27 protein-coding genes are annotated in these 26,751 nt (G+C 61.4%); 16 read left to right on the plus strand and 11 right to left on the minus strand.

The annotated features are described in order from the left end of the window. Position 1 precedes the first annotated feature (1 nt). From ACKLNA_RS16500 to ACKLNA_RS16535, 8 genes are all read left to right on the plus strand, one after another. Complete coding sequence (locus ACKLNA_RS16500) at positions 2 to 1,285, plus strand: NAD(P)/FAD-dependent oxidoreductase (protein WP_408986459.1); 1,284 nt, start codon at positions 2 to 4, stop codon at positions 1,283 to 1,285. 364 nt (positions 1,286 to 1,649) lie between these two features. Beyond that, entirely contained in the window at positions 1,650 to 2,783 is a 1,134-nt protein-coding gene (locus ACKLNA_RS16505; protein WP_127796765.1) for an ABC transporter substrate-binding protein, read from the plus strand. 145 nt (positions 2,784 to 2,928) lie between these two features. Beyond that, positions 2,929 to 3,843, plus strand: coding sequence for an ABC transporter permease subunit (locus ACKLNA_RS16510; protein WP_007950661.1), 915 nt, complete (start codon positions 2,929 to 2,931; stop codon positions 3,841 to 3,843). Between the two features lie 3 nt (positions 3,844 to 3,846). Then, positions 3,847 to 5,148, plus strand: a complete 1,302-nt coding sequence (gene livM, locus ACKLNA_RS16515; protein WP_408986460.1) for a high-affinity branched-chain amino acid ABC transporter permease LivM — start codon at positions 3,847 to 3,849, stop codon at positions 5,146 to 5,148. Beyond that, a complete protein-coding gene (locus tag ACKLNA_RS16520) occupies positions 5,145 to 6,017 on the plus strand; it encodes an ATP-binding cassette domain-containing protein (protein ID WP_065258801.1) in 873 nt (290 codons plus the stop codon). Before livM ends, ACKLNA_RS16520 begins: the two co-directional genes overlap by 4 nt. Then, complete coding sequence (locus ACKLNA_RS16525) at positions 6,014 to 6,730, plus strand: ABC transporter ATP-binding protein (protein ID WP_007950655.1); 717 nt, start codon at positions 6,014 to 6,016, stop codon at positions 6,728 to 6,730. Before ACKLNA_RS16520 ends, ACKLNA_RS16525 begins: the two co-directional genes overlap by 4 nt. 757 nt (positions 6,731 to 7,487) lie before the next feature. Next, positions 7,488 to 8,252, plus strand: a complete 765-nt coding sequence (locus ACKLNA_RS16530) for an SDR family oxidoreductase (RefSeq protein ID WP_007950653.1) — start codon at positions 7,488 to 7,490, stop codon at positions 8,250 to 8,252. A 130-nt stretch (positions 8,253 to 8,382) separates the two neighbouring features. Next, positions 8,383 to 9,288, plus strand: coding sequence for a cation diffusion facilitator family transporter (locus ACKLNA_RS16535; RefSeq protein ID WP_408986461.1), 906 nt, complete (start codon positions 8,383 to 8,385; stop codon positions 9,286 to 9,288). Between the two features lie 39 nt (positions 9,289 to 9,327). Here ACKLNA_RS16535 and ACKLNA_RS16540 read toward each other — a convergent pair whose 3' ends face one another. The 7 genes from ACKLNA_RS16540 to ACKLNA_RS16570 form a co-directional block, all read right to left on the minus strand. Continuing rightward, on the minus strand, positions 9,328 to 10,461 hold the full coding sequence (locus ACKLNA_RS16540; protein WP_408986462.1) for an AGE family epimerase/isomerase: 1,134 nt from the start codon (positions 10,459 to 10,461) through the stop codon (positions 9,328 to 9,330). A gap of 100 nt (positions 10,462 to 10,561) precedes the next feature. Beyond that, positions 10,562 to 11,134: a HupE/UreJ family protein gene (locus ACKLNA_RS16545; protein ID WP_408986463.1), complete on the minus strand. Its 573-nt coding sequence runs from the start codon at positions 11,132 to 11,134 to the stop codon at positions 10,562 to 10,564. Positions 11,135 to 11,161: 27 nt separating this feature from the next. After that, a complete protein-coding gene (gene ureG, locus ACKLNA_RS16550) occupies positions 11,162 to 11,776 on the minus strand; it encodes an urease accessory protein UreG (protein ID WP_007950645.1) in 615 nt (204 codons plus the stop codon). 23 nt (positions 11,777 to 11,799) lie between these two features. Then, positions 11,800 to 12,474 carry an urease accessory protein UreF gene (locus ACKLNA_RS16555; protein WP_408986464.1) on the minus strand — a complete coding sequence of 225 codons (675 nt, stop codon included), beginning with the start codon at positions 12,472 to 12,474 and terminating at the stop codon, positions 11,800 to 11,802. Further along, the gene (ureE, locus tag ACKLNA_RS16560) at positions 12,471 to 12,971 is read right to left on the minus strand and encodes an urease accessory protein UreE (RefSeq protein ID WP_408986465.1); all 501 of its coding nucleotides are present in this window, start codon (positions 12,969 to 12,971) and stop codon (positions 12,471 to 12,473) included. Before ureE ends, ACKLNA_RS16555 begins: the two co-directional genes overlap by 4 nt. A 204-nt stretch (positions 12,972 to 13,175) precedes the next feature. Next, positions 13,176 to 13,808, minus strand: a complete 633-nt coding sequence (locus ACKLNA_RS16565; protein WP_007950628.1) for a TetR family transcriptional regulator — start codon at positions 13,806 to 13,808, stop codon at positions 13,176 to 13,178. A gap of 174 nt (positions 13,809 to 13,982) precedes the next feature. Continuing rightward, a complete protein-coding gene (locus ACKLNA_RS16570) occupies positions 13,983 to 14,489 on the minus strand; it encodes a hypothetical protein (protein WP_085711183.1) in 507 nt (168 codons plus the stop codon). A gap of 375 nt (positions 14,490 to 14,864) precedes the next feature. Between ACKLNA_RS16570 and ACKLNA_RS16575 the strand changes: the two genes are divergently transcribed. Continuing rightward, the gene (locus ACKLNA_RS16575; protein ID WP_085711184.1) at positions 14,865 to 16,940 is read left to right on the plus strand and encodes an AsmA family protein; all 2,076 of its coding nucleotides are present in this window, start codon (positions 14,865 to 14,867) and stop codon (positions 16,938 to 16,940) included. A gap of 102 nt (positions 16,941 to 17,042) precedes the next feature. Here the strand turns inward: ACKLNA_RS16575 and ACKLNA_RS16580 are convergent, their stop codons facing one another. After that, entirely contained in the window at positions 17,043 to 17,573 is a 531-nt protein-coding gene (locus ACKLNA_RS16580; RefSeq protein WP_085711185.1) for a bacterioferritin, read from the minus strand. Positions 17,574 to 17,663: 90 nt separating this feature from the next. Continuing rightward, positions 17,664 to 18,593 (minus strand): LysR substrate-binding domain-containing protein, encoded by a 930-nt coding sequence (locus ACKLNA_RS16585; RefSeq protein ID WP_408986466.1) that lies wholly within the window; start codon positions 18,591 to 18,593, stop codon positions 17,664 to 17,666. A gap of 108 nt (positions 18,594 to 18,701) precedes the next feature. On the opposite strand from ACKLNA_RS16585, the gene ACKLNA_RS16590 reads away from it, so the two are divergent. The 3 genes from ACKLNA_RS16590 to ACKLNA_RS16600 all read left to right on the plus strand — a co-directional run bounded on the left by ACKLNA_RS16590 (position 18,702) and on the right by ACKLNA_RS16600 (position 20,628). Then, the gene (locus tag ACKLNA_RS16590) at positions 18,702 to 19,340 is read left to right on the plus strand and encodes an FMN-dependent NADH-azoreductase (protein ID WP_408986467.1); all 639 of its coding nucleotides are present in this window, start codon (positions 18,702 to 18,704) and stop codon (positions 19,338 to 19,340) included. Beyond that, on the plus strand, positions 19,341 to 19,646 hold the full coding sequence (locus ACKLNA_RS16595) for a DMT family transporter (RefSeq protein WP_408986468.1): 306 nt from the start codon (positions 19,341 to 19,343) through the stop codon (positions 19,644 to 19,646). Between the two features lie 91 nt (positions 19,647 to 19,737). Further along, the gene (locus ACKLNA_RS16600; protein WP_408986469.1) at positions 19,738 to 20,628 is read left to right on the plus strand and encodes an alpha/beta fold hydrolase; all 891 of its coding nucleotides are present in this window, start codon (positions 19,738 to 19,740) and stop codon (positions 20,626 to 20,628) included. Here ACKLNA_RS16600 and ACKLNA_RS16605 read toward each other — a convergent pair. Then, the gene (locus tag ACKLNA_RS16605; RefSeq protein ID WP_114881242.1) at positions 20,625 to 21,518 is read right to left on the minus strand and encodes a DMT family transporter; all 894 of its coding nucleotides are present in this window, start codon (positions 21,516 to 21,518) and stop codon (positions 20,625 to 20,627) included. The genes ACKLNA_RS16600 and ACKLNA_RS16605 overlap by 4 nt on opposite strands. A 98-nt stretch (positions 21,519 to 21,616) precedes the next feature. Between ACKLNA_RS16605 and ACKLNA_RS16610 the strand changes: the two genes are divergently transcribed. The 3 genes from ACKLNA_RS16610 (at position 21,617) to ACKLNA_RS16620 (ending at position 24,115) form a co-directional block, all read left to right on the plus strand. Further along, the gene (locus ACKLNA_RS16610) at positions 21,617 to 22,411 is read left to right on the plus strand and encodes a helix-turn-helix transcriptional regulator (protein WP_085711295.1); all 795 of its coding nucleotides are present in this window, start codon (positions 21,617 to 21,619) and stop codon (positions 22,409 to 22,411) included. Between the two features lie 63 nt (positions 22,412 to 22,474). Beyond that, complete coding sequence (locus ACKLNA_RS16615; protein WP_065258819.1) at positions 22,475 to 22,780, plus strand: PsiF family protein; 306 nt, start codon at positions 22,475 to 22,477, stop codon at positions 22,778 to 22,780. Between the two features lie 321 nt (positions 22,781 to 23,101). Continuing rightward, entirely contained in the window at positions 23,102 to 24,115 is a 1,014-nt protein-coding gene (locus ACKLNA_RS16620) for an AI-2E family transporter (RefSeq protein WP_085711192.1), read from the plus strand. Between the two features lie 108 nt (positions 24,116 to 24,223). Here the strand turns inward: ACKLNA_RS16620 and ACKLNA_RS16625 are convergent, their stop codons facing one another. Further along, positions 24,224 to 25,492 carry an Hsp70 family protein gene (locus ACKLNA_RS16625; RefSeq protein ID WP_408986470.1) on the minus strand — a complete coding sequence of 423 codons (1,269 nt, stop codon included), beginning with the start codon at positions 25,490 to 25,492 and terminating at the stop codon, positions 24,224 to 24,226. 292 nt (positions 25,493 to 25,784) lie between these two features. On the opposite strand from ACKLNA_RS16625, the gene ACKLNA_RS16630 reads away from it, so the two are divergent. Further along, a complete protein-coding gene (locus tag ACKLNA_RS16630) occupies positions 25,785 to 26,735 on the plus strand; it encodes a DnaJ C-terminal domain-containing protein (RefSeq protein WP_248738498.1) in 951 nt (316 codons plus the stop codon). Positions 26,736 to 26,751 lie beyond the last annotated feature (16 nt).

The raw sequence follows: 26,751 nt of genomic DNA on the forward strand, positions 1-26,751 counted from the left end.
AATGCCGTTACGCGAAGAATGTCTGTGGGAAAAACTCACGCCGCAACGACCGGATAACTCGGCGCTCAGGGGCGAAGTCAAAGTCGATGTCTGCGTGATCGGCGCCGGGTTTACCGGATTGTCGGCCGCGCTGCATCTGTTGGAGAAAGGCAAAAGCGTCTGCGTGCTCGAAGCCCATCGCGCCGGGCAGGGTGGCTCCGGGCGCAATGTCGGACTGGTCAACGCCGGGATGTGGATCCCGCCGGACGAGATCGAGGCCGGCTTCGGCGAGGCGGTCGGCAGTCAGCTCAACCGCATGCTCGGTGCGGCGCCGGCGCTGGTGTTCAGCCTTGTGGATAAATACAACATCGATTGCCAGTTGCGCCGCGAAGGCACCCTGCACATGGCGCACAACGCCAAGGGCGAGGCGGATCTGCGCAGTCGCGAAGAACAGTGGAAACGCCGCGGTGCGCCGGTCGAACTGCTGACCGGCAAGGCCTGTGAACAGGCGACCGGGACGCAGAAGATTGCCGCCGCGTTGCTCGACCGGCGCGCCGGCACGCTCAATCCGATGGCGTATGTCACCGGGCTGGCGAAAGCCGTGGCGGGGCTCGGCGGGCAGATGTTCGATCATTCCCCGGTCACCCGACTTGAACGTCAGGGCCAGCAATGGTCGGTGCAGACCGGTCAGGGTTCGGTGCTCGCCGGGCAAGTGGTGATCGCCTCCAACGCCTATACCGAAGGCGACTGGACCGAGCTCAAACGCAATTTCTTTCCCGGTTACTACTATCAGGTCGCTTCGGTGCCGCTCACCGAAGATGCGGCTCAGGAAATCCTCCCGGGCGGGCAGGGCTCGTGGGATACCCGCCAGGTGTTGAGCAGCATCCGCCGCGACAAGGACGGGCGTCTGTTGCTGGGCAGCCTCGGTAACGGCAATCAGAAACCGACCTGGTTTCTCAAGGCCTGGGCCGACCGGGTGCAGCAGCATTACTTCCCCAACCTCAAGCCCGTCGAATGGGAATGCACCTGGACCGGGCGCATTGCCTTCACTCCCGATCACCTGATGCGCCTGTTCGAGCCGGCGCCGGGACTGGTGGCCGTCACCGGTTACAACGGCCGTGGCGTGACCACCGGCACCGTGGTCGGCAAAGCCTTCGCCGACTACCTGTGTAACGGAAATCCTCAGGCCTTGCCGATTCCCTTTGCACCGATGCAGCCCCTGACAGGCGTTGGCCTGCGCAGTTGCCTGTACGAGGCCGGGTTCTCGCTGTATCACGCGGGCCAGTGCCTGCGCATCGTCATCTGAGTGTTGAAATATGTTGCCGGAAGCGGCGCTTTTCGATGTAGCGACTAGCCTGTAATGGTGCGGGTTGTAGCAGTCCCGCACCAGCAGTGTGCAGTTCGGTGACGCGGGCTGTTACAGGCTGGTTGCACGTCGTTTGGCGCCGCGGTTGCAATGATGGCGCGTGCGGGTTGCGCCTGAAAAAACAAATGGTTTCACCTTCCGCGGTTTAGACGGTTGCACGCCCAATGAAAATGGGAACGAAACAGTCGAAATAACAAGAAAGCAGCGACTTTTTGAAGAATAAAAAACCGATGGCACGGCCCTTGCTCTGAGCAATCCAGTGAAGTCGCAGTGCCAACTAAAAAAAACCTTGGAGCACCACCTCATGTCCCAGACGTTTTACAAGAAAGGCTTTCTGGCCCTCGCAGTGGCTACTGCGCTGGGTGTTTCTGCGTTTGCACAAGCTGATGTGAAAATCGGTGTGGCGGGCCCCATGACTGGCGCCAACGCGGCATTTGGCGAGCAGTACATGAAGGGGGCACAAGCGGCGGCCGATGCGGTCAACGCGGCGGGCGGCGTCAACGGGGAGAAAATCGTCCTGGTCAAAGGCGATGACGCCTGCGAACCGAAACAGGCGGTGACGGTCGCCAAGGACCTCACCAACCAGAAAGTCGCCGGTGTGGTCGGCCACTTCTGCTCTTCCTCCACCATTCCTGCGTCCGAGATCTACGACGAAGCCGGCATCATTGCGATCACCCCGGGTTCCACCAACCCGCAGGTGACCGAGCGCGGCCTGAGCGCCATGTTCCGTATGTGCGGCCGTGACGACCAGCAGGGCATCGTGGCCGGCGACTACATCGTCGACGTGCTCAAGGGCAAGAAAGTGGCCGTGCTGCACGACAAGGACACCTACGGTCAGGGCCTGGCCGATGCGACCAAGGCACAGCTGGAAAAGCGCGGCGTGAAGCCGGTGCTGTACGAAGGCCTGACCCGTGGCGAGAAAGACTTCAGCGCCGTGGTCACCAAGATCCGCGCGGCCGGTGCCGACGTGGTCTACTTCGGCGGCCTGCACCCGGAAGCCGGTCCACTGGTCAAGCAACTGCGCACCGAAGGCTTGAAAGATGTGAAGTTCATGTCTGACGACGGCATCGTGACCGACGAACTGGTGACCACCGCTGGCGGCCCGCAATACGTCGACGGCGTGCTGATGACCTTCGGCGCCGACCCGCGCCTGCTGCCGGAAAGCAAGACTGTCGTGGATGCCTTCCGCAAGGCCGGCACCGAGCCTGAAGGCTACACCCTGTACGCCTACGCCTCTGTTCAGGCCCTGGCCGCCGGCTTCAACGGCGCCAAGTCCAACAAGGGCGAAGACGCTGCCAAATGGCTGAAAGCCAACCCTGTGAAAACCGTGATGGGCGAGAAGACCTGGGACGCCAAGGGCGACCTGAAAGTCTCCGACTACGTGGTCTACCAGTGGGACGCAACCGGCAAATATCACCAGCTGGAAAAACAGAAGTAAGGGCTGACGCGATCGGCTGACCTCCGCAGAACTCCTGTGGGGGCAGTCCGGTCGTGGCTGACATTGCTCCGACGTAAATCTGTATTTTTCCTAGAAGAACCGCGCGCCCCCGGGTGTGCAGGTTCTCACTGCGTGAGATTGCGTTATGGATGGTATTTTCCTGCAGCAACTGGTCAACGGCCTGACCCTCGGGTCGGTCTATGGCCTGATCGCCATCGGCTACACAATGGTCTACGGCATCATCGGCATGATCAACTTCGCCCACGGCGAGGTTTACATGATTTCCGCTTACCTCGCGGCAATCAGTCTGGCTCTGCTGGCTTACTTCGGTATCGAATCCTTCCCGCTGCTGATGCTCGGCACACTGGTCTTCACCATCGTCGTCACGGGGGTGTATGGCTGGGTCATCGAACGCATCGCCTACAAACCACTGCGCAACTCCACCCGACTGGCTCCGCTGATCAGCGCCATCGGTATCTCCCTGATCCTGCAAAACTATGCCCAGATCAGCCAGGGCGCCCGTCAACAGGGTGTTCCGACGCTGCTCACCGGTGCGTGGCGCATCGACGTCGGTTCGGGCTTCGTCCAGCTGACCTACACCAAGATCTTCATTCTCGTCGCGGCGTTCGTCGGGATGGGCCTGCTGACCTATGTGATCAAGTACACCAAGCTCGGCCGCATGTGCCGCGCGACCCAGCAAGACCGCAAGATGGCCTCGATCCTGGGGATCAACACCGACCGCGTGATTTCCTACGTGTTCATCATCGGTGCAGCGATGGCGGCCCTGGCCGGCGTGCTGATCACCATGAACTACGGCACGTTCGACTTCTACGCAGGCTTCGTCATCGGCATCAAGGCGTTCACCGCCGCAGTGCTCGGCGGGATCGGCTCGCTGCCTGGCGCCATGTTGGGCGGGATCATCCTCGGGATCTCCGAGTCGCTGTTCTCGGGCCTGGTCAACTCCGACTACAAAGACGTGTTCAGCTTCTCGCTGCTCGTACTTGTTCTGGTCTTCCGGCCTCAGGGCCTGCTGGGCCGTCCTCTTGTGTCGAAGGTGTAAGCGATGTCTTCAACCACTACAAAATCCATCGATGTCAAAAAAAGCCTGGTTGAGGCGATTCTCGCCGGTCTGATTGCCCTGATCGTGTTCGGGCCGATTGTCGGCGTCGTTCTCGACGGCTACAGCTTCAACCTCGAACCGACCCGCGTGGCGTGGATCATTGCCATCGTCATGGCCGGCCGTTTTGCCCTCAGTCTGTTCCTGCAAACCCCCAAGGGCCTGAAAATCCTCGAAGGATTCGAGAGCACCGGGTCCGGTGTGCATGTGCTGCCCGCCGATCACAAATCCAAGCTGCGCTGGATCATCCCGCTGCTGATCGTGCTGGCCGTGGCCGTGCCGTTCGTTTCCAACTCCTACCTGCTGGGCGTGGTCATCCTCGGGTTGATCTACGTGCTGCTGGGATTGGGGCTGAACATCGTGGTCGGTCTGGCCGGTCTGCTCGACCTGGGTTACGTGGCGTTCTACGCCATCGGCGCCTACGGTCTGGCGCTCGGGTATCAGTATCTCGGCCTGGGCTTCTGGACCGTGCTGCCGCTGGCGGCAATCACGGCAGGGCTGGCCGGTTGCATCCTCGGTTTCCCGGTGCTGCGCCTGCACGGTGACTATCTCGCGATCGTGACCCTCGGTTTCGGTGAAATCATCCGTCTGATCCTCAACAACTGGCTATCGCTGACCGGCGGTCCGAACGGCATGCCGGCGCCACTGCCGACGTTCTTCGGCCTGGAATTCGGCAAGCGGGCGAAGGATGGCGGGGTGCCGTTCCACGAGTTCTTCGGCATCGCCTACAACCCGGACGTGAAGTATTACTTCATCTATGCGGTGTTGTTCCTGGTGGTGCTGGCCGTGCTGTACATCAAGCATCGTCTGGTGAAGATGCCGGTCGGTCGCGCCTGGGAAGCTCTGCGTGAAGACGAAATCGCCTGCCGCTCGATGGGTCTCAACCACGTGCTGGTCAAGCTCTCGGCGTTCACCATCGGTGCATCTACCGCCGGTCTGGCGGGTGTGTTCTTCGCGACCTACCAAGGCTTCGTCAACCCGACCTCGTTCACCTTCTTCGAATCGGCGCTGATCCTCGCCATCGTCGTGCTCGGCGGCATGGGTTCGACCATCGGTGTGGTGATTGCGGCATTCGTGCTGACCGTCGCCCCGGAACTGCTGCGCGGTTTCGCCGAATACCGTGTGCTGCTGTTCGGGATCCTGATGGTGTTGATGATGATCTGGCGACCGCGCGGGCTGATCCGCATCAGCCGTACCGGGGTCACTCCACGCAAAGGTGCCATTCACTATGAGAGGACTGCGCCATGAGTGAAGTCGTACTCTCTGTTGAAAAACTGATGATGCACTTCGGTGGCATCAAGGCCTTGAGCGACGTCAGCCTGAAGGTCAAACGCAACTCGATCTTCGCCCTGATCGGCCCCAACGGCGCCGGCAAGACCACGGTGTTCAACTGCCTGACCGGGTTCTACAAAGCCTCCGGCGGCAAGATCGAACTCAACGTGCGCGGCCAGCAGACCAACGTCATCAAACTGCTGGGCGAGTCGTTCAAGCCGACCGATTTCGTCTCGCCGAAAAACTTCGCCAGTCGCCTGTACTACAAGATGTTCGGCGGCACCCACCTGGTGAACCGCGCGGGCCTGGCCCGGACGTTCCAGAACATTCGCCTGTTCAAGGAAATGTCGGTGCTGGAAAACCTGCTGGTGGCCCAGCACATGTGGGTCAACCGCAACATGCTGGCCGGCATCCTCAACACCAAGGGTTACCGCAAGGCCGAAAGCGACGCGCTGGACTGCGCGTTCTACTGGCTGGAAGTGGTGGATCTGGTGGACTGCGCCAACCGTCTGGCCGGTGAGCTTTCCTACGGTCAGCAACGCCGTCTGGAAATCGCCCGGGCCATGTGTACGCGGCCGCAGATCATCTGCCTCGACGAACCGGCCGCCGGCCTCAACCCTCAGGAAACCGAAGCGCTGAGCGCGATGATCCGGCTGCTGCGCGACGAGCACGATCTGACCGTGGTGCTGATCGAACACGACATGGGCATGGTAATGAGCATTTCCGATCACATCGTGGTGCTGGACCACGGCATCGTCATCGCCGAAGGCGGTCCGGACGATATCCGCCACGATCCGAAGGTGATTGCGGCTTACCTGGGCGCCGACGAAGAGGAAGTCGTATGACGCAACCCATCCTCGAACTCAAGGATCTGGACGTGTTCTACGGCCCGATCCAGGCCCTCAAAGGCGTCTCGCTGCAGATCAACGAAGGAGAAACTGTCAGCCTGATCGGCTCCAACGGTGCCGGCAAGTCGACGCTGCTGATGTCGATCTTCGGCCAGCCACGGGCGGCGGGCGGGCAGATCCTCTATCAGGGCGTGGACATCACTCACAAGTCATCGCACTACATCGCCTCCAACGGCATCGCGCAGTCGCCGGAAGGGCGGCGGGTATTCCCCGACATGACCGTCGAGGAAAACCTGCTGATGGGCACCATCCCGATTGGCGACAAGTACGCCAAGGAAGACATGCAGCGCATGTTCGAACTGTTCCCGCGGCTCGAAGAGCGTCGCACCCAGCGGGCGATGACCATGTCCGGCGGTGAACAGCAGATGCTCGCCATCGCCCGGGCCCTGATGAGCCGGCCCAAACTGTTGCTGCTGGATGAGCCGAGTCTGGGACTGGCGCCGATCGTGGTGAAACAGATCTTCGCCACCCTGCGGGAACTGGCGAAAACCGGCATGACCATTTTCCTCGTCGAGCAGAACGCCAACCATGCGTTGAAACTCTCCGACCGGGCCTACGTGATGGTCAACGGCGAGATCCGCCTGACGGGCACCGGCAAGGAATTGCTGGTGAACGAGGAGGTGCGTAACGCCTATCTCGGCGGGCATTGAGTTCTCGGGCTTTCCACAGCGATAAAGAGCCCCGAGACGCGAGTCCCGGGGCTTTTTTGTATCCAGAATTCATCACGATCCACGCCATTCCCGAAATTGTGGAAAACAAAATCCCCAACCTGCCAAAGCGCGACATATAGACGCTGCAAATGGCTGTTTTTCCACAGTTTTGACTTGTCCCCGTTTGCTGTGGAGCCGGCTGTGAATAACGTGGGAGTAGCTGGCTGAAAGCCTTTAAAACCGTGGCTTACAGGCGTGTGATTGTTTTTTGATCAGGGTTTTTGCCGGTTGCTGGAGACCCGTTTGTCAACCCTTTTATGGCCATGGCAAAACAGGCGAATGCATGTGGGCAAGCCTGTGGATAAGTCTGTGATTAAACTCTGGAAAGACTGCGCTAAGGGCCGTGATTACTGGCCCTGCGCAATCACGGCGGTGACCGGCCGGTCGTGCAAAATGCCTTGCCCGGCACAATCGACGGATCAGGGTCAAGCGAAAAACTTTGCTTTTGCCGCGCAAAGCCTTGTGTGGCGCGGCTTTGCGCATTTCCACTTGCCCCCGGAAACTGTGGAAGGGACTGTGGATAACGTGCGTGCATGTGGCTACAGGCCACGCCACTCAAGGCGTTGCGAGCATTGATCAAATAATGAGCAGAAATGCACGCCAGCCGATGGTTGCTCGTGAATGCGGGGCCGGGCATGCTGCCTGCTGATTTTCTATTCCAATGGCTGCCCCGGGTGGCCGAAGCAAGGAGAACACGATGTCCAACACCCTGTTTATCACCGGCGCGACGTCCGGTTTTGGTGAAGCCTGTGCCCGTCGTTTTGCCGAGGCCGGCTGGAAACTGGTGCTGACCGGTCGTCGTGAAGAACGCCTCAACGCGCTGTGCGCCGAGCTGTCGAAGCAGACCGAAGTGCATGGCCTGGTGCTGGACGTGCGTGATCGCAAGGCGATGGAGGAGGCGATTGCCAACCTGCCGCCGTCCTTCGCCAAGCTGCGCGGCCTGATCAACAACGCAGGTCTCGCGCTGGGTGTAGACCCGGCACCGAAGTGCGACCTCGATGATTGGGACACCATGGTCGACACCAACGTCAAAGGCCTGATGTACAGCACTCGCCTGTTGCTGCCACGCCTGATCGCCCATGGTCGCGGCGCCGGCATCGTCAATCTGGGTTCCATCGCCGGCAACTACCCGTACCCGGGCAGCCACGTTTATGGCGCGACCAAGGCGTTCGTCAAACAGTTCTCGCTGAACCTGCGTTGTGATTTGCAGGGCACCGGCGTGCGGGTCAGCAACATCGAGCCGGGGCTGTGCGAGAGCGAGTTCTCGCTGGTGCGTTTTGCCGGCGATCAGGCGCGTTACGACGCGACCTACGCCGGTGCCGAGCCGATCCAGCCGCAGGACATCGCCGAAACGATTTTCTGGGTGCTGAATGCGCCGGCGCACATCAACATCAACAGCCTGGAACTGATGCCGGTGAGCCAGACCTGGGCAGGGTTTGCCATCGAGCGCAACAAGGCTTGATACGTTTTTGCCCTCTTCACCAGCGGACTGGCGAAGAGGGCAAATCGGCCAGAATCTGGCAGTAAGGTAGACTCATCCCTCAACAACCCCACCGCACCCAGCGGTTATCAAGGTTTTTCGAGGAGTCAAAGTGAGTAACCGAGGTGAGCAGTCGCTGCTCAAACAATCGACCCTTCTGATGTTCGCCGTGTCGATCGCCGGGATCGCCACCGGTTTTGTTTCGGGTTCCCAGTCCATCCTGTTCGATGGTTTTTTTTCGCTGATTGCCACGTTCATCAAAGTCCTGATGCTGATCACGGCGAAGCTGATCGCCAAGCAAAGCAACCAGCGCTTCCAGTTCGGTTTCTGGCATCTGGAGCCGATGGTGCTGTTGATCGAGGGCAGTTTCCTGCTGCTGATTGCGATCTACGCGTTTCTCAACGGCGTGTTCGGCATCATCAATGGCGGTCGTGAAATCGAGCTGGGGCTGGTGATTATCTATGCGGCGGTGTTTACCGTTGTCGAGTTCGCCTACTTCTTCTACGTGCGCCACCGCAATCGCCAGCTCAAGTCGAGCTTGATCCAGTTCGACAACATCAGTTGGCTGGTGGACGCGATGCTGTCCGTGGGCCTGTTGATCAGTTTCCTGGCGGCGCTGCTGCTCAAGTCCCAGGGCTATGGCGAATGGGCGAAGTTCGTCGACCCGCTGATCCTGATCGTGCTGGCCCTGACCATGCTGCCGCCGGCGTTCAAGATCCTCGGCCCGGCGCTGCGTGACGTGCTCGGCATTGCGCCGGACACGCTGGATGAGCAGGTGCGCGAGGTGATGGAGGCGGCGAAGGTCGAGCATGGTTTCGATGACTACGTGTCCTATGTGCAGAAGCACGGGCGGGCGCGGTTCATCGAGATTCATGTGGTGTTGCCGGCGGATTACCGGTTGCAGAGCGTCGGCCAGCTGGATGTGCTGCGCGAGGAGATTTCCGCGAAGCTGGGCAAACCGGACGCGGCACGCTGGCTGACCATCAGCTTTACCGGCGACAGGAAGTGGATTGCCTGATGTTGTGTGGCGAGGGAGTTTGCTCCCTCGCCATTGCCGTCAGCTCAGATAGTCGGCGAGGCCGCGATAGCAGGTCGCCAGGTGATACGGCGTGGTCGACGGCATGTCCTTGCGGCTGACCTCGCCCTGTTCGTCGCGGCATTCATGCCAGCCACCCGCATGCAGGAAGCGCTGCTGCAACGCCTGCAACTGGCGCAGCACGGCGGCTTCGCTGTCCGGGCGCAAGGTCAGGGCGCGCAGGTATTCGGCCTGGGCCCAGATGCGCTGGGTCGAATCTTTCGGGCGTCCGTCCATATTCAGGTCGAGCATGGCCCGCACCGCGCTGGACGATTGCACCACGCCATACTGCTCGGTGAAGGCAAAGGCCCGGTCCAGCGCGGCATGCAGTTTCGAGCCGCGCAGCAGCGGCGAGGACTCCAGCAGGAAATACCACTCGAACTGATGGCCCGGCTCATACCAGTTATCCACAGCCCCCAGCGGTTTCTCCATCAGCACACCGGCCTGCGGATCGACGAAGTGCTTGTGCATGGCTGTGCATAACTCGCTCAGCGCCTGCAGGGTCTGGGGATCTTCGCGCACGGCCAGAGTAGCCAGGAATGCTTCGGCCAGGTGCATCAGCGGATTTTGCAGCGGGCCGGTTTCCAGGGTGATCCAGTCGCGGTCGAGGCAGGCTTCGTAGAGGCCGTCACCAGTGGCGAAACGCCGGCCGATGACTTCCAGTGCAGCGTTCAGGGTCGATTCCACCAACGGTTCGCGAGACTTGTCCCAATAGTGGGCGCAGGCGAACAGGATGAAAGCGTGGGTGTAGAGGTCCTTGCGCTGATCCAGCGGTTTGCCCTGCGAGTCGATGCTGTAAAACCAGCCGCCGAACTCGGCATCGTGGAAGTGCCGTTGCAGGGAGCGAAACAGCGCGGCCGCCCGGACTTCGGCGTTATCCACAACCCCGATCAGGCTGGAAAACAGGTACAGCTGCCGTGCGCAGGCCATGGCTCGATAGCGCTGCGGTGGCAGCGGCAGATGCGCGGCGTCCAGTGCCTCGTAAGGCAATGCCATGTCGGCGTTCCAGCCCGGTCCTTGCCAAAGGGGCACGATCACGTCCAGAAAGTGCTGTTGCACTTCACCGAACAGGGTGGTCAATTCAGGCAGGGAGGTGGAGCGGGAAGCGTGGGGCATGGGCGGACGTCGTCACGGCAGGGGCGATTGCGCGACATGGTAGCAGAGAGTGGCGATCGATCGTTCCCGCGCCATGCGCGGGAACGATCAGAGGTGCCATTCAGCCGGCCAGCAACCACGCGCCGGTTACTGCCGAAGCCGCTCCGGCCAGTCGCACCAGCGGCGCGGCAGTCTGAGGCAGAAAACGCACGACCGCATAACCCGCCGCATGCAGTGCAGCTGTCGCGACCACGAAACCGGCGGCATACGCCCACGGGCTCGACATGTCCGGCAGCTCCAGACCATGGGCCACGCCATGGAACAGCGCAAACAGCGCCGTCGCCGCCACCGCCATCACCAGCGGCGGACGCACGGCCAGCGCCACCGCCAGGCCCAGCGCCAGCACCGACGCGGCAATCCCGCTTTCCAGCGCCGGCAACTCCAGCCCTTCAAAACCAAGCAGGCCACCAATAAGCATGGTGCCGACGAAGGTGCACGGCAGCGCCCAGCGCGCTGCGCCTTGCTGCTGCGCCGCCCACAAACCAACGGCCACCATGGCCAGCAAATGGTCGAGGCCGCCGATCGGGTGGCTGATACCGGCCACCAGGCCAGAGTCGCCATGGCCGGGGTGAGCAAAGGCCAGTGCCGGTGTCAGCAAGAGTGCGACGGCGCCAAGAATGCGTTTGAGTGTCATGGAGAAGCTTCCTTGTTGATCAGTGAATCAGGCTGCGGTCAGCAGGCCCTGGCGTTCGATGAAGGCAATGATGTCTTCCAGGCCCTGACCGGTTTTCTGGTTGCTGAACACGAACGGCTTGCCGTTGCGCATACGTTGGGTGTCGCTGTTCATCATCTCCAGCGAGGCGCCGACCAGCGGCGCGAGGTCGATCTTGTTGATCACCAGCAGGTCGGATTTGCAGATGCCGGGCCCGCCCTTGCGCGGCAGCTTGTCGCCGGCCGAAACGTCGATCACATAGATAGTCAGGTCGGACAGTTCCGGGCTGAAGGTTGCGGAAAGATTGTCGCCACCGGACTCCACCAGAATCAGGTCCAGCCCCGGAAAGCGCCGGTTCAGTTGATCCACCGCTTCGAGGTTGATCGACGCGTCTTCGCGAATCGCCGTGTGCGGGCAGCCGCCGGTTTCCACGCCGATGATGCGTTCCGGTGCCAGGGCTTCGTTGCGCACCAGAAAGTCGGCGTCTTCGCGGGTGTAGATGTCGTTGGTCACCACGGCCAGGTTGTAGCGCTCGCGCAGCGCCAGGCACAGGGCCAGGGTCAACGCGGTTTTGCCGGAACCGACCGGGCCGCCGATACCGACGCGCAGGGGTTGTGTGTTCATGTGATTCTCCAGACTGAAAGGCCCTAGGAACGGAACAGGCGGCTGTACTGGCGCTCATGGGCCATGCACGCCAGGGACAGACCGAACGCGGCGCTGCCGAGGTGTTCGGGATTGATTCGGGTGGCGTCCTGCTGGGCCTGTTGCAAAAGCGGCAGCAATTCGCTGGTCAGGCGCTGGGCGGCTTGCTGGCCCAGCGGCAGGGTTTTCATCAGCACCGCGAGCTGGTTTTCCAGCCAGCTCCACAGCCAGGCGGCGAGGGCGTCCTGCGGGCTGATCTGCCAGGCGCGTGCGGCCAGCGCCCAGCACAGGGCCAGATGGGGTTCGGCGCAGTGTTCGAGAAAGTCCCGCGCGGCCTGATCGAGTTCGGGCAAGCCGTTGAGCAATTGCTGCAACGAGTAGCCCATCTGCCGGCTCTCCAGATGCAGCTCGCGGGTTTCGCGGCTGGCGCGGTGGCTTTCGCAGAGCTTGCGCAATTCATCCCAGTGCTCGTCCGCCGCCGCCTGGCAATGGGCGAGCAGCAGCGGCGCTTCAAATCGCGCGAGGTTGAGCAGCAATTGGTCGCTGATCCAGCGCCGGGCGCTGTCCGGGTTATTCACTCGGCCGTTATCCACAGCCATTTCCAGGCCCTGGGAATAGCTGTAGCCGCCAATCGGCAATTGCGGACTGGCCAGGCGCAACAGCGCCCAGGCCGGGTTCACAAACGGACGCCGAACTGGTGGAGTTTCGGCGCGTAGTTGAAGTCTTCTTCACCGTGCCGCGAATGGTGATGGCCGCCACCGTAGGCGCCGTGTTCCGGCTGGAACGGTGCTTCGATGGATTCCACCTGCGCGCCGAGCTGTTCGAGCATGGCCTTGAGCACGTAATCGTCGAGCAGGCGCAACCAGCCATCGCCGACTTGCAGCGCTACGTGGCGATTGCCCAGGTGATAGGCCGCGCGGGTCAGTTCGAAGGCGTTGGCGCAGGTGACGTGCAACAGTTGTTCGGGGCGGGCGCAGACCCGGACGATCCGGCCATCTTCAGCCTGCAGGCATTCGCCGTCATGCAGCGGCGGCTGGCCGCGCTCCAGAAACAGTCCGACGTCTTCGCCTTCGGCACTGAAACAGCGCAGACGGCTTTTGCTCCTGGCTTCGAAGGTCAGGTGCAACTCGGCGGCCCAGACGGGTTGGGGGTCGATTCTGCGATGAATCACCAGCATCGGAAAGCTTCCTGCTAAGAACAATGCTCAGGCTAGAGCAAGGGGCTTGCCAATCGGACGAGACGTAGGAAAACCCTGTCGGAGACTAGCGGATGTTTCAAGATGTTGCAGGATTGTGAGGTGTTTTGGTGCATGAAGTTTTTTACATGCACCAATTTGCGGCGCAAAAAAAATCGCAGCTCCAGGCTGCGATTTTTTGCGTTCTCACTCGGTACTGCCGAGCCCTTGCCAGTGCTTGAGCCCGATAAAGATGAAGCGCAACTGCTGGGTGATCTTCGCCTGGGGCGTCAGATGCTCGGGCAGGGCTTCGGCGGGCGGGTCGATGATGTCCGGCAGGGTGGCGAACACCGATTTGACGATCAGGTCGGCCATCACGCTCAGGCCTTCACGATTCAAGTGCTGGAGCTTGGGCATCAGGGCCAGATCCGCGGCCAGGTCGGAGCTGATGTCCTCCCGCAAACGGCCAATCGCCTGACGTACCGGCAACGATCCGCCGTACTGCTCACGGGCCAGAAACAGAAATTGCGAACGGTTGGCACTGACCACGTCGAGGAAAATCCGCACCGAGGCATCGATGATGCCGCCCATGACAAATTCGTTGTGGCGCACCAGGCGGATGGTTTCGCGGAAGGTCTGGCCGACTTCGCTGACCAGTACCAGACCGAGTTCGTCCATGTCGGCGAAATGCCGGTAGAAACCGGTGGGCACGATGCCGGCGGTTTTCGTCACTTCACGCAGGCTCAGGCTGCCGAATCCTCGGCCGCTTTCCATCAAGTGGCGGGCAGCGTCCATCAGGGCGTTGCGGGTCTGTTGTTTCTGTTCGGCGCGGGGCAGCATCGCAAGGGTGTGTTCTTAGGCAAGACAAGCGCCGCACTCTAGCAAATCGGCTTTGTCGGCGTCGAACGGCAGCGGGGGAGAGGGAGCAGGGAAATCTCGACTTCTTTATACAGGCTGCTGAAAAGTCAAAAGCCCAATCCGGGGATTGGGCTTTTTTTCCAGGCCGCCACGGGCTTAGCTCAAAGCGCTGTTGCGTTCGATCACGCGGTCACCACCACCTTCGGCCAGGGTTTGACCTTGTGGGGTTTTGTCGTAGCCGTCAGACGCCAGGGTCTGGCCTTGTGGGGTCTTGTCGTAGCCATCGGAAGCCAGGGTCTGACCTTGTGGGGTCTTGTCGTAGCCATCGGAAGCCAGAGTCTGACCTTGTGGAGTCTTGTCGTAACCGTCCTGGACCAGACCTTTCTCTTCCAGACGATCACGGCCACCTTCGGCTAAGGTTTGACCTTGTGGGGTTTTGTCATAGCCATCTTGAACCAGGCCTTTTTCTTCCAGGCGGTTACGGCCGTTTTCAGCCAGGGTCTGGCCTTGTGGAGTGCGGTCCGAACCGTCAGCCGCGACAGTCTGGCTGAACACCGAGTGGCTGGATTTCACTTGCGGGGTAGCCTGATCGGCGGCTGGCAGAGCGAAAGCGGTGCTGGCCAGCATCGAGAGGGTAAGACTGAACAGAAGTTGGCGTTTCATGATGGGTTGCTCCTTGGGAGGGCGATAAAGTGGGTACGAAGCCAATGCTACTCTCGATAAGTCGATATAAAAGTTCATAAACACAATGGTAATAATCAACAGAATTGATTGTTCGCTTGGGAGGCTCTAGGTCGGGCGTTTCAGGCGGGCGGTTTTGCACTGGGGTGGGTATTTTCCACCCACTTGCGCCCCGCAAAAGTGCGGGGCCGGTAACGCCGATTCGACCGAACGGTCAGAATGGCCACCGTTTTTTGGCCCCGATGGGGCTTTCGATTAAACCTGCGGGCGGTTTGTCAGTCGTAGACTTCATGAGGGCCTTGCAAGGCCCGTTGTATCAGCGGCGTCGATCCGCAGTCGTTTTCAGGAGTTTTGTGCATGACGCGCACCCGTAAAATCTTCGCCTGGACCTTCGCCACCCTCGTGCTGTTGCTGGCGGTGCTGGTCCTGATCATCGTGTTCTTCGACTGGAACCGGATCAAACCGCCGCTCAACGCCAAAGTTTCGGAAGAACTGCACCGAGCGTTCGCCATCAACGGCAACCTCGCCGTGGTCTGGCAGCGTGAGCCGGACGAGGGCGGCTGGCGCGCCTGGGTGCCGTGGCCGCATGTGGTGGCTGAAGACCTGACCCTTGGCAACCCGGACTGGTCGAAGCAGCCGCAGATGGTCACCCTCAAAAAGGTCGAGTTGCGCATTTCGCCGCTGGCCTTGCTGGCGCAACGGGTGACGATCCCGCGCATCGACCTGACCGAACCCAACGCGCAATTGCAGCGTCTGGCCGATGGCCGCGCCAACTGGACGTTCAAATTCGATCCCAAGGACCCGAACGCCGAACCGTCGAACTGGGTGGTGGACATCGGCGCCATCGGTTTCGACAAGGGGCACGTCACCCTGGACGACCAGACCCTCAAGACCAATCTCGATCTGTTGATCGACCCGCTGGGCAAGCCGATTCCCTTCAGCGAAATCGTCGGCGACAAAGCGGCGAAAACCGCGCTGGAAAAGGGCGGTGCACCGCAGGATTACGCTTTTGCACTGAAAGTCACCGGCCAGTACCACGGACAGAAACTCACCGGACAAGGCAAGGTCGGCGGCCTGCTGGCCCTGCAGGACGCAGCCAAACCGTTCCCGTTACAGGCCCAGGCGAAGATCGGCGATACCAGCATCGAACTCGCCGGCACCCTGACCGATCCGCTGAACCTCGGTGCCCTCGATCTGCGCCTGAAACTGGCGGGCGCCAGCCTCGGCAATCTCTATCCGCTGACCGGCGTGACCCTGCCGGACACGCCGCCGTATTCCACCGACGGTCATCTGATCGCCAAGCTGCATGAGCCGGACGGCGCGCAGTTCCGCTACGAGCAGTTCAACGGCAAGATCGGCGGCAGTGACATTCACGGCGACCTCGCCTACGTCGCCAGCCAGCCACGGCCCAAACTCAGCGGGGCGCTGCTGTCCAATCAACTGCTGTTCGCCGACCTTGCGCCGCTGATCGGCGCGGATTCCAACGACAAGCAAAAGGCCCGTGGTGGCGAGAGCAAGCAACCGGCGGACAAGGTTCTGCCGGTGGAGGAGTTCAAGACCGATCGTTGGCGGGCGATGGACGCCGACGTCGAATTCACCGGCAAACGCATCGTTCACAGCGAGAAACTGCCGTTCACTGACCTCTATACCCACCTCAAACTCAACGACGGCGAACTGAGCCTGGAACCGCTGCGCTTCGGCGTGGCCGGCGGCAACCTCGATGCGCAGATCCGCCTGAACGGCCGCACCGAACCTTTGGAAGGCCGGGCGAAACTGACCGCGCGCAAGTTCAAGCTCAAGCAACTGTTCCCGACCTTTGAGCCGATGAAAACCAGCTTCGGCGAGCTCAACGGCGATGCCGATATCAGCGGTCGTGGCAACTCGGTCGCCAAGCTGCTGGGTGGCGCCAACGGCAATCTGAAAATGCTGATCAACGATGGCGCGATCAGCCGTGAGTTGATGGAACTGGCGGGCCTCAACGTCGGCAACTACGTGGTCGGCAAGGTATTTGGCGACAAGGAAGTGAAGATCAATTGCGCGGCGGCGGACTTCGACATCAAGACCGGCCTGGCGACCACGCGGCTGTTCGTGTTCGATACCGAGAACGCGATCATCTACATCGACGGCACGGCGAACATGGCCACCGAGCAACTGGACCTGACGGTGACACCGGAATCCAAGGGCTGGCGTCTGATTTCCCTGCGCTCGCCGTTGTACGTGCGCGGCAAGTTCATCAAGCCGGATGCCGGTGTCAAAGCGGTGCCGCTGATGCTGCGCGGTGCTGGCATGGTGGCGCTGGGCGTGATCGCTGCACCGGCGGCAGGGCTGCTGGCGCTGGTGGCGCCGAGCGGTGGTGAACCTAATCAGTGCGCGCCGTTGCTGGAGCAGATGAAGGCGGGCAAGGCACCCGTGACCGTCAAACCCACCAAATGATTCTTTAGCGTTTATCGGAAAGCTATCGCGGGCAAGCCCGCTCCCACAGGTCCAGTGAAAACCCTGTGGGAGCGGGCTTGCCCGCGATTGGATCTGGAGGAATCAGAGGTCTTTCAGGATGTCCGCCATGTCATCCGCATGCTCTTCTTCCTGAGCCAGGATGTCTTCAAAGATCCGGCGCGTGGTCGGATCCTTTTCGCCGATGTACTGAATGATCTCGCGATAGCTGTCGATGGCAATCCGTTCGGCCACCAGGTCTTCATAGACCATTTCCTTCAGGGTTTTGCCCGCCACGTATTGCGCGTGGGACATCTTCGACAGCAGATCCGGGTTGAACTCGGGCTCGCCGCCCAGTTGCACGATGCGCTCGGCGAGGCGGTCGGCGTGAGCCGCTTCCTGAGTGGCGTGCTCGAGAAATTCATCGGCGGCGACATTGGCTTTCAGGCCGTTGGCCATGAAGTAGTGGCGCTTGTAGCGCAAGACGCAGACCAGTTCCGTGGCCAGCGATTCGTTGAGCAGACGCAGCACTTCTTCTCGATTGGCGCTGTAGCTTTCGGTCACCGCGCCGTTTTCGACGTGTTGTCGTGCGCGCTCGCGCAGGGTTTGAACATCAGACAAATGCAGGTCACTCATTTCAGTCTCCTGGAGGCTAATCCGATTGGCGCCACGTTCTGCCGACGTGATCGCTACCCAGGTTGTGAGTGATGCGCGCTGCAAAAAGTTTTATGTATTTTTCGCGGATCTCGGCGTCAGTCCGGACAGTTGCGCCTCTTCCTGCAGCCAGGCGAAGAATGCCCGCACCGGCGGATGCCGCTCGCGCCCCGGCACGCACAGTGCGCTGTAACCCGCGCCATCGACCTGCACCTCGCCCTTGTACGGCACCAGCAAACCGCTGGCGACGCTCTCCGACACCAGAATATTGCTCGCCAGTACCAGCCCTTGCCCGGCGATGGCGGCTTGCAGGGCGTAGTGCTCTTCGTCGTATTCACGGATCACCGGGTGCTGGTTCATCCAGTTTTCCCCGGACCTGCCGCACCACGCTTCCCAGCCATGGGCGTACAGCTTCGAGTTGTGCCAGTGCACGCTGATCAGCGATGGCGTGCGACGGGCGGCCAGCGCCACTTGTTCCGGCGAGCCGTACACGCCGAACGATTCATCGAACAGACACAACCCGTAGAGGTTCGGGTAATCGTCGAGGCTGTAGCGCAGCACCAGATCGACGCTGGCGTCCTGATGCAGGTCGATCACTTCGCAATGGGTGTCCAGCCGCACATTGATGTTCGGATGCTTCGCGTAAAACCGCCCCAGGCGCGGCACCAGCCACAGCGCGGCGAACGCGGCGGTGGTCGACAGCGTCAGGCTGCTGCCGCTGCGTTGCGGGCGCAGGGTGTCGACGCTTTGTGCCACCTCCAGAAATGCGCCGTGCAGGCTGCGGAACAGCCGCTCGCCGCCCTCGGTCAGGCGTACCTGGCGCGGCAGGCGTTCGAACAGCGCCACGCCGAGCCAGTCTTCCAGCGAACGAATCTGATGAGAAATCGCCGTCGGCGTCACCGCCAGTTCTTCGGCGGCCGCCTTGAAGCTCAACAGGCGTGAAGCGGATTCAAAGGCGCGCAGGGCGGTCAGTGGCAGTGAAGCGAACATGGAAAACTCCACGGATGAAATCAATTCATCCAGACTGATTTTTGCTCATTTGAGGTGAAGAGGTGATGCCTGCAATCTGGCGCCACACAGTCACTCAAGTCTAGTCCCAAGGAGTTTCAGATGAGCAAGATTCTTGCGATCCATGCCAGCCCACGCGGTGAGCGTTCCCATTCGCGGCGCCTGGCGGAAAGTTTTCTCAGTGCCTGGCAAGTCCGTCATCCACAGGCGCAAGTCACTCGCCGCGAAGTGGGCAGGGCACTGATTCCGGCGGTCAACGAGGCGTTTGTTGCAGCAGCTTTTCACCCGGAGCCCGAGGCCCGGCCGCTGTCGATGCAGGCCGATCTGGCCCTCAGCGATCAACTGGTGGGCGAGTTGTTCGATCACGACCTGCTGCTGATTTCCACGCCGATGTACAACTTCAACGTGCCCAGCGGCCTCAAGGCCTGGGTCGATCAGATCGTGCGTCTGGGCCTGACCTTCGACCACACTTTGGACAACGGCATCGCCCAGTACACGCCGCTGTTGCGCGGCAAGAAAGCGCTGATCGTCACCACGCGCGGCGGTTTCGGTTTCGGCCCGGGCGGTGAACTGGAGGCGCTGAACCACGCCGACCCGTGGCTGCGCACGGCGCTGGGGTTCATTGGCATCAACGACGTCACGGTGGTCGCGGCCGAGGGCGAAGAATCCGCCGAGCGCACTTTCGCGGTGTCGGTGGCCGAGGCCGAGCAGCGTTTGCTCGACCTGGCCCGGGAGTTCTAGGTGGCCTGGCTGTTTCTGCTGATCGCGGCCGGGTTCGAAGTCACCTTCGCCATGGGCATGAAATACGCCGAAGGTTTCACCCGGCTGTGGCCGTCGCTGATCACCGTGGTTGCGGCGGTGGGTGGGGTTTATTTCCTGACCCTGGCCATGCGCGAGCTGCCGGTGAGCGTCGCCTACCCGATCTGGACTGCCATCGGTTCGCTCGGCACGGTGTTTCTCGGTTTCGCGCTGCTGGGCGAGAGTCTGACGCTGGTGAAATTGTTGTCGGTAGGGCTGATTGTGGCGGGGGTGGTGGGGCTGAAGTAGGCTGGTCGTGGACTTGTCATCATCGAGGAGGATGCTTGGCGGGCGTTTTGCACGTCATGCATCCACCCACCGACCACAGGGATGTCTGCCCATGTCGCAGGAATCGGCCACACGTTATCCACTGGTGCTGGTGCCGGGAATGCTCGGTTTCATCCGTCTGGTGCTGTACCCGTACTGGTACGGGATCATCAAAGCGTTGCGTCGGGGTGGGGCGACGGTGATTGCGGTGCAGGTGTCGCCGCTCAATTCCACCGAAGTGCGCGGCGAGCAGTTGCTGACGCGCATCGATGAAATTCTGCGCGAGACCGGTGCAGCCAGGGTCAATCTGTTCGGCCATAGCCAGGGCTCGTTGACGGCGCGTTATGCGGCGGCCAAACGCCCGGATCTGGTGGCCTCGGTGACTTCGGTGGCCGGGCCCAATCATGGTTCGGAACTGGCCGACTATCTGGCGAAGCATTATCCGGCGGACAGCGCCAAGGGCCGAATCCTCGAGGCGCTGTTGCGTTTTGTCGGCTGGCTGATGGCGCTGCTGGAAACCGGCTATCACGGGCCGAAACTGCCGGTGGATATCCACGCCTCGCACAACTCCCTGACCACTGAGGGCGTGGCGCTGTTCAACCAGCGTTATCCACAGGGCCTGCCGGAAACGTGGGGCGGGCACGGGCCGGAAGAGGTCAACGGCGTGCGCTATTACTCGTGGTCCGGCACCTTGCAGCCGGGCAAGACCGACCGTGGCGGCAACCTGTTCGACGGCACCAACCGCAGCTGTCGGTTGTTCGCCAAAACCTTCGTGCGCGAGCCGGGGCAGTGCGACGGCATGGTCGGACGCTTCAGCTCGCACTTGGGCACGGTCATCGGCGATGATTACCCGATGGATCACTTCGACATCGTCAACCAGTCACTGGGACTGGTCGGCAAAGGCGCGGATCCGGTGCGGCTGTTTGTCGAGCATGCGGCGCGGTTGAAGGCCGCCGGGGTCTAGGCGGCGCTTGGAGTGCGGGAGCGACCGAGAACTGTGGTCCAGCGCTCGGAAAGAATCACCCCGCCCAGCGTCAGCAAGCCACCGACCAGGTGATACATCGCCAGTTGTTCCTTCAGCACCACCGCTGCAATCAGCGCGGTGATCAACGGCAGCAGGTTGAAGAACAGCGTGGTCCGGCTCGGCCCCAGACGCTGCACGGCCTGCATCCACGCCAGCGGCGCAAGCATCGAGGCCAGCAGGCACGCATACAGCACCAGCGGAATGTTCTGCAGGGTCAGGCCGGTCTTCGGCGACATGGCGTACAGCGGGAACAGCACCACCACCGCCACCAGCACCTGCAGGTACAGCAACACCAGCGGCGGCAGGCGCAGCTGCCATTTTTTCAGCAGGGTGCTGTAGATCGCGTAGGCGAGGGTGGCGATCAGCATCATCGCGTCACCCAGGTTTACCCCGTGTTGCAGCAGCGCGCCGAGGCTGCCGGACGACACCACCACCAGCACCCCGGCGAACGACAGCACCGCACCGACCAGCGCGCCGGCGGTCAGGCGCTGGCCTAGGCTGATGATTGCCATGGCCAGCGACATCAACGGCATCAGCGACAGGATGATGCCCATGTTGGTGGCGCTGGTCATGGTCGCGGCGAAGTAGGCCAGGCTCTGATAGACCGCCATGCCCAGCACGCCGAGGATGAAAATCTTGCCCAGGTTCGGGCGGATCTGTGGCCAGTGTTCAATTACCTTCTTGAGCATGAACGGGGTGAACAGCAGGCCGGCGAGCAGCCAGCGGTAGAAGCCGATTTCGGCGGGAAAGATCGCCCCGACGGCCAGCTTGTTGATCACGGTGTTGCCGGCCCAGATGAAAATCGCCAGCAGGGGAAACGCGTATTGCATGGGAGGAGAAACCAGTACGTTGATGAACGGTGATTATCCCCTGTCTGGATGCAGGCCTATACTGCGAACCGGACAACCTGCCTCTGATTCCGGACAGCATGAACAGTAAACACATCGATCTGCTGGATTTCAGCGAACTGCCGTCGGCGGTGTACTTCCGCTACGCCGACTTCAACGCCCACGAATACGCCGCGCCGCACCGCCACCCGTGGGGCACGCTGGAGTACGCGGCCCACGGCGTGCTGCACATGGATGTCGACGGCAGCCGCTTCATGTCGCCGCCGCAATACGCGGTATGGGTGCCACCGCAGGTCGAGCACAGTTTCTACAGCCATCAGCCGGTGAATTATCGGGCAGTGTGCCTGGCGCCCGAGGTTTGCGCGGATTTGCCGGCGCAGGCTTGCACGCTGGCGATCAGCGATATTCTCAAGGCCATCCTCAAGGACTTCGCCGCCCGGGATGTGAAGATCCCCGCGTTCGACGCCGACCAGCGTCTGGCCCAAGTGCTGGTGGATCAACTGCGCCAGGCGCCGGTTCATCAATGTTATCTGCCCTATGCCAGCAGTCCCGGGCTGCTGACCATTCTCGAAACCCTGCAGGCCGAGCCCGGCAACAACGAGCCGCTGGCGCACTGGGCGGCGCAGGTGCATGTCAGCGAACGCACCCTGGCCCGGCAGTTTGTGCGGGAGCTGGGGATGAGTTTCGGCGAGTGGCGCCAGCGGCTGCGCTATCTCGCCGCCATCGAGGCACTGGAAAGTTCGCGCAGCGTGCAGGAAATCGCCTTCGATCTTGGTTACAGCAGCGGCTCGGCGTTCATCGCCATGTTCGCCCGTCAGGCCGGATGTACACCGGAACAATACCGGCGCAGTCACCTGGAGAGCAGGAAGGTGTAACAAGCTTTGACTACACTCAGCCGGAGGCCGTATCCATCGATGCGGCGACAAGGAGAAAACTCCATGAAGATGCTGCGTGTCCCTTTGTTGATGATCGGTCTGCTGCTGTGCTCCCAGGGTTTCGCCGCCACGGCCCAACAGAACAAGATGACCACCTGCAACGCCGACGCCACGGCCAAGAGCCTGAAGGGCGACGAGCGCAAGGCCTTCATGAGCACTTGCCTGAAGGCAGCGCCGGCGGCCAATGACGCCAAGACCCTGACCCCGCAGCAGGAAAAGATGAAGACCTGTAATGCCGACGCCAAAACCAAGGCCCTGACCGGTGATGCGCGCAAGGCGTTCATGAGTGATTGCCTGAAGAAGAAATGAGGTGGATTCGACGGGATGGGTTCGACTCGCGAACCGGCCCTCACCCTAACCCTCTCCCAGGGGGAGAGGGGACTGACCGCGTTGTCTCCAGACATTCTTCGACCTGAAACATCCGGTCGATTATGGATTCGATACAGTACTTTCAGGTCGCCGGATTTTCCGAGCATCCCGCAATTGGTTCCCTCTCCCTCCGGGAGAGGGCTAGGGTGAGGGCTGGTTATCAAGCCAATCCCCAAACCCACAAACACCGCATATCCCTAGTGCTCCCCAAGGATCGCTGGCAGACTGCCAATCCTTTTACGCCGTTCGTTTTGAGGCTGTATGCCAACGTTTTCTGAGCGTCATGTTGTGTTCTGGGTCAGTTGCATCATCATTTTCGGCGGATTGCTGCTGGTACTGCCGCTGCGTTTGTTGCCCAGTCTGCTGGCCGGTCTGCTGGTGTTCGAGCTGGTCAACATGCTCACTCCGCAACTGCAACGGCTGATCGAAGGCCGCCGCGCGCGCTGGCTGGCGGTGGCGTTGCTGGGCACGCTGGTGGTGAGTGTGCTGGCGCTGATCTTTGCCGGGGCCATCAGTTTCCTGCTGCACGAGGCGGAAAATCCCGGGGCTTCCCTCGACAAATTCATGGGTGTGGTCGACCGTGCGCGCGGGCAACTGCCGCCGTTCCTCGACAGCTACCTGCCCGCCAGCGCCGCCGAATTCCGTGTGGCCATCGGTGAATGGGCGAGCAAGCACCTGTCCGAGCTGCAACTGGTGGGCAAGGACGCGGCGCACATGTTCGTGACCCTGCTGATCGGCATGGTGCTCGGCGCAATCATCGCCCTGCAGCGCGTGCCGGATGTCACCAAGCGCAAGCCGCTGGCGGCCGCACTGTTCGACCGTCTGCACCTGCTGGTTCAGGCGTTCCGCAACATTGTCTTCGCGCAGATCAAGATTTCCCTGCTCAACACCTTCTTCACCGGGATCTTCCTGGCGGTGATCCTGCCGCTGTTCGGGATCAAGCTGCCGTTGACCAAGACCCTGATCGTGCTGACGTTCCTGCTCGGTCTGTTGCCGGTGATCGGCAACCTGATGTCGAACACGCTGATCACCATCGTCGGCCTGTCGCTGTCGATCTGGGTGGCGGTTGCCGCGCTGGGTTACCTGATCTTTATCCACAAACTCGAATACTTTCTCAACGCGCGCATTGTCGGCGGGCAGATCAGTGCCAAGTCCTGGGAGTTGCTGCTGGCGATGCTTGTGTTCGAGGCCGCGTTCGGCCTGCCGGGGGTGGTGGCGGGGCCGATTTATTACGCGTATCTGAAGAGTGAGTTGAAGCTGGGCGGGATGGTTTAGAAGCAGCTGCGAGTTTCGAGCGGCAAGCTGCAAGAAAAAGGCAAGAGCGGTGGCCGCTCTTGCCTTTGCTTTTACTTGTAGCTTGAAGCTTGCAACTTGAAGCTGCCGTTAAACGCCATAACGCTTCATGGCCTCAATCGCCAGTCCGCTACCAATGCTGCCAAAGATATTTCCTTCCACATGCCGCGCATTCGGCAGCATCGCCGAAACGCTGTTGCGCAGCGCCGGGATGCCGCTGGAACCGCCGGTGAAGAACACCGTATCGACCTGACCCACCGCCACATTGGCGTCCGCCAGCAATTGCGTGACGCTGCCACGCACGCGCTCAAGCTGCGACTCGATGGCTGATTCGAACAGGGCGCGGGTCAACTCCACGTTCAGCCCGGATTCGATCCGGTCCAGCGGCACGTGACGGCTGTCGTTGTGGGTCAGATGAATCTTGGTTTCTTCCACTTCCATCGCCAGCCAGTGCCCGGCGCGCTGTTCGATCAGCTTGAACAGACGGTCGATGCCGCCGGTGTCCTCGATGTCGTAACGCATGCTGCCCAGAGCCAGGGTCGATTTCTGCGAATACACCGAGTTGATGGTGTGCCAGGTCGCCAGGTTCATGTGGTGGCTGGTCGGCATGAATGCGCCGCTCTTCATGCGGCTGCCGTAGCCGAACAGCGGCATCAGGCCCTGCAGGCTCAGTTGCTTGTCGAAGTCGGTCCCGCCGATGTGCACGCCGCCGGTGGCGAGAATGTCGTCGTGACGGTTATCCATGCCCCGACGCTCTGGCGACAGGCGCACCAGCGAGAAGTCCGACGTACCACCGCCGATGTCGACGATCAGTACCAGCTCTTCCTTTTCGATGGTCGACTCGTAGTCGAAGGCCGCAGCGATCGGCTCGTACTGGAACGAAACGTCCTTGAAGCCGAGCTTGCGCGCCACTTCCACCAGGGTGTCTTCGGCTTCCTGGTCGGCCAGCGGATCGTCGTCGACGAAGAACACCGGACGGCCCAGCACCACCTGCTCGAACTCACGACCGGCGGCGGCTTCGGCACGGCTCTTGAGCTGGCCGATGAACAGCCCGAGCAGGTCCTTGAACGGCATCGCGGTGCCGAGGACGCTGGTGTCGTGCTTGATCAACTTGGAACCGAGCAGGCTCTTGAGCGAGCGCATCAGCCGGCCTTCGTAGCCTTCCAGGTATTCGTGCAGCGCCAGGCGACCGTAGACCGGGCGGCGTTCCTCGATGTTGAAGAAGACCACCGACGGCAGGGTGATCTTGTCGTCTTCCAGCGCGATCATCGTTTCCATGCCGGGGCGCAGCCAGCCGACGGTGGAGTTGGACGTGCCAAAGTCGATGCCGCAGGCACGGGCTGGAGAGGCGTCTTTCATGTCTTTCGGTTCCGGTCAAAAAAACGGCCGCGCAGTGTATGTCAGTGCGCGACAGATTCGAAGGCCGGTCATCCGCTATTTCGCGTCTAAGCTTGCTTGAAAGTCGGCGCTTTGCCCCAAACTTGCTGGCATGGGCCGGCAGACATACCGGCGGTCGCAAGAACCGCCGTCCACTGCCGATAAACTTCTGCTGCGCCACCCGGTCACAACCTTGAGATCGGTCAACCGGCCTTGCGCGAATCGGCGCATGCTGGCAACGGCGCGAAATCGATAACGGATGGTGATTCCTTCGATGGACTTCAAAGACTATTACAAGATACTCGGCGTGGAGCCGACGGCTGACGACAAGGCAATCAAGGCTGCCTATCGCAAGCTGGCGCGCAAATACCACCCCGATGTCAGCAAGGAAAAAGACGCCGAGGCCAAGTTCAAGGACGCCTCGGAAGCCTATGAAGCGCTGAAAAGCGCCGACAAGCGCGCCGAATACGACGACCTGCGTCGCTACGGCCAGCACGGTCAGCCGTTCCAGGGCCCACCGGGCTGGCAGAGCCGTGGCGGCTTTGGTGGCGGCGGTGGCGAAACGGGTGATTTCTCGGACTTCTTCAGTTCGATCTTTGGCAATCGCGGCCCCGGTTTCGGTGGCGGCGCTGGCCGGCAATCCCGCAGCGCCGGGCGCCGAGGGCAAGACGTGGAACTGGAACTGCCGATTTTCCTGGAAGAAACCCTGTCGAACGAATCGAAAAAGATCAGCTTCCAGGTACCGCAATACAACGCCAGCGGCCAGCACGTCAGCAACACCAGCAAGAGCCTGAACGTGAAGATCCCGGCGGGCGTGACCGACGGCGAGCGCATCCGCCTCAAGGGCCAGGGCGCACCGGGCATCGGTGGCGGCGCCAATGGCGATCTGTACCTGACGATTCGTTTCGCGCCGCACCCGAAATTCGATGTCGAAGGCGAAAACCTGATCATCACTTTGCCGCTGGCTCCGTGGGAACTGGCGCTGGGCACCGAAGTGGCCGTGCCGACCCTGACCGGCAAGATCAACCTCAAGGTGCCGGCCGGCAGCCAGAACGGCCAGCGCATGCGCGCCAAGGGCCACGGTCTGCAGAACAAGGCCGGCGAACGCGGTTACCTGTTCGTCCAGCTCAAGGCCGTGATGCCGAAAGCCGCCGGCGATGACGTCAAGGCGCTGTGGCAGGAACTGGCGAAGAAGGCCGCCTTCAATCCGCGAGAGAACTTCTGATACTGACGACGGAGTA

Source organism: Pseudomonas sp. UV AK001, from assembly GCF_046097675.1.
Classification (GTDB): Bacteria; Pseudomonadota; Gammaproteobacteria; order Pseudomonadales; family Pseudomonadaceae; genus Aquipseudomonas; species Aquipseudomonas kribbensis.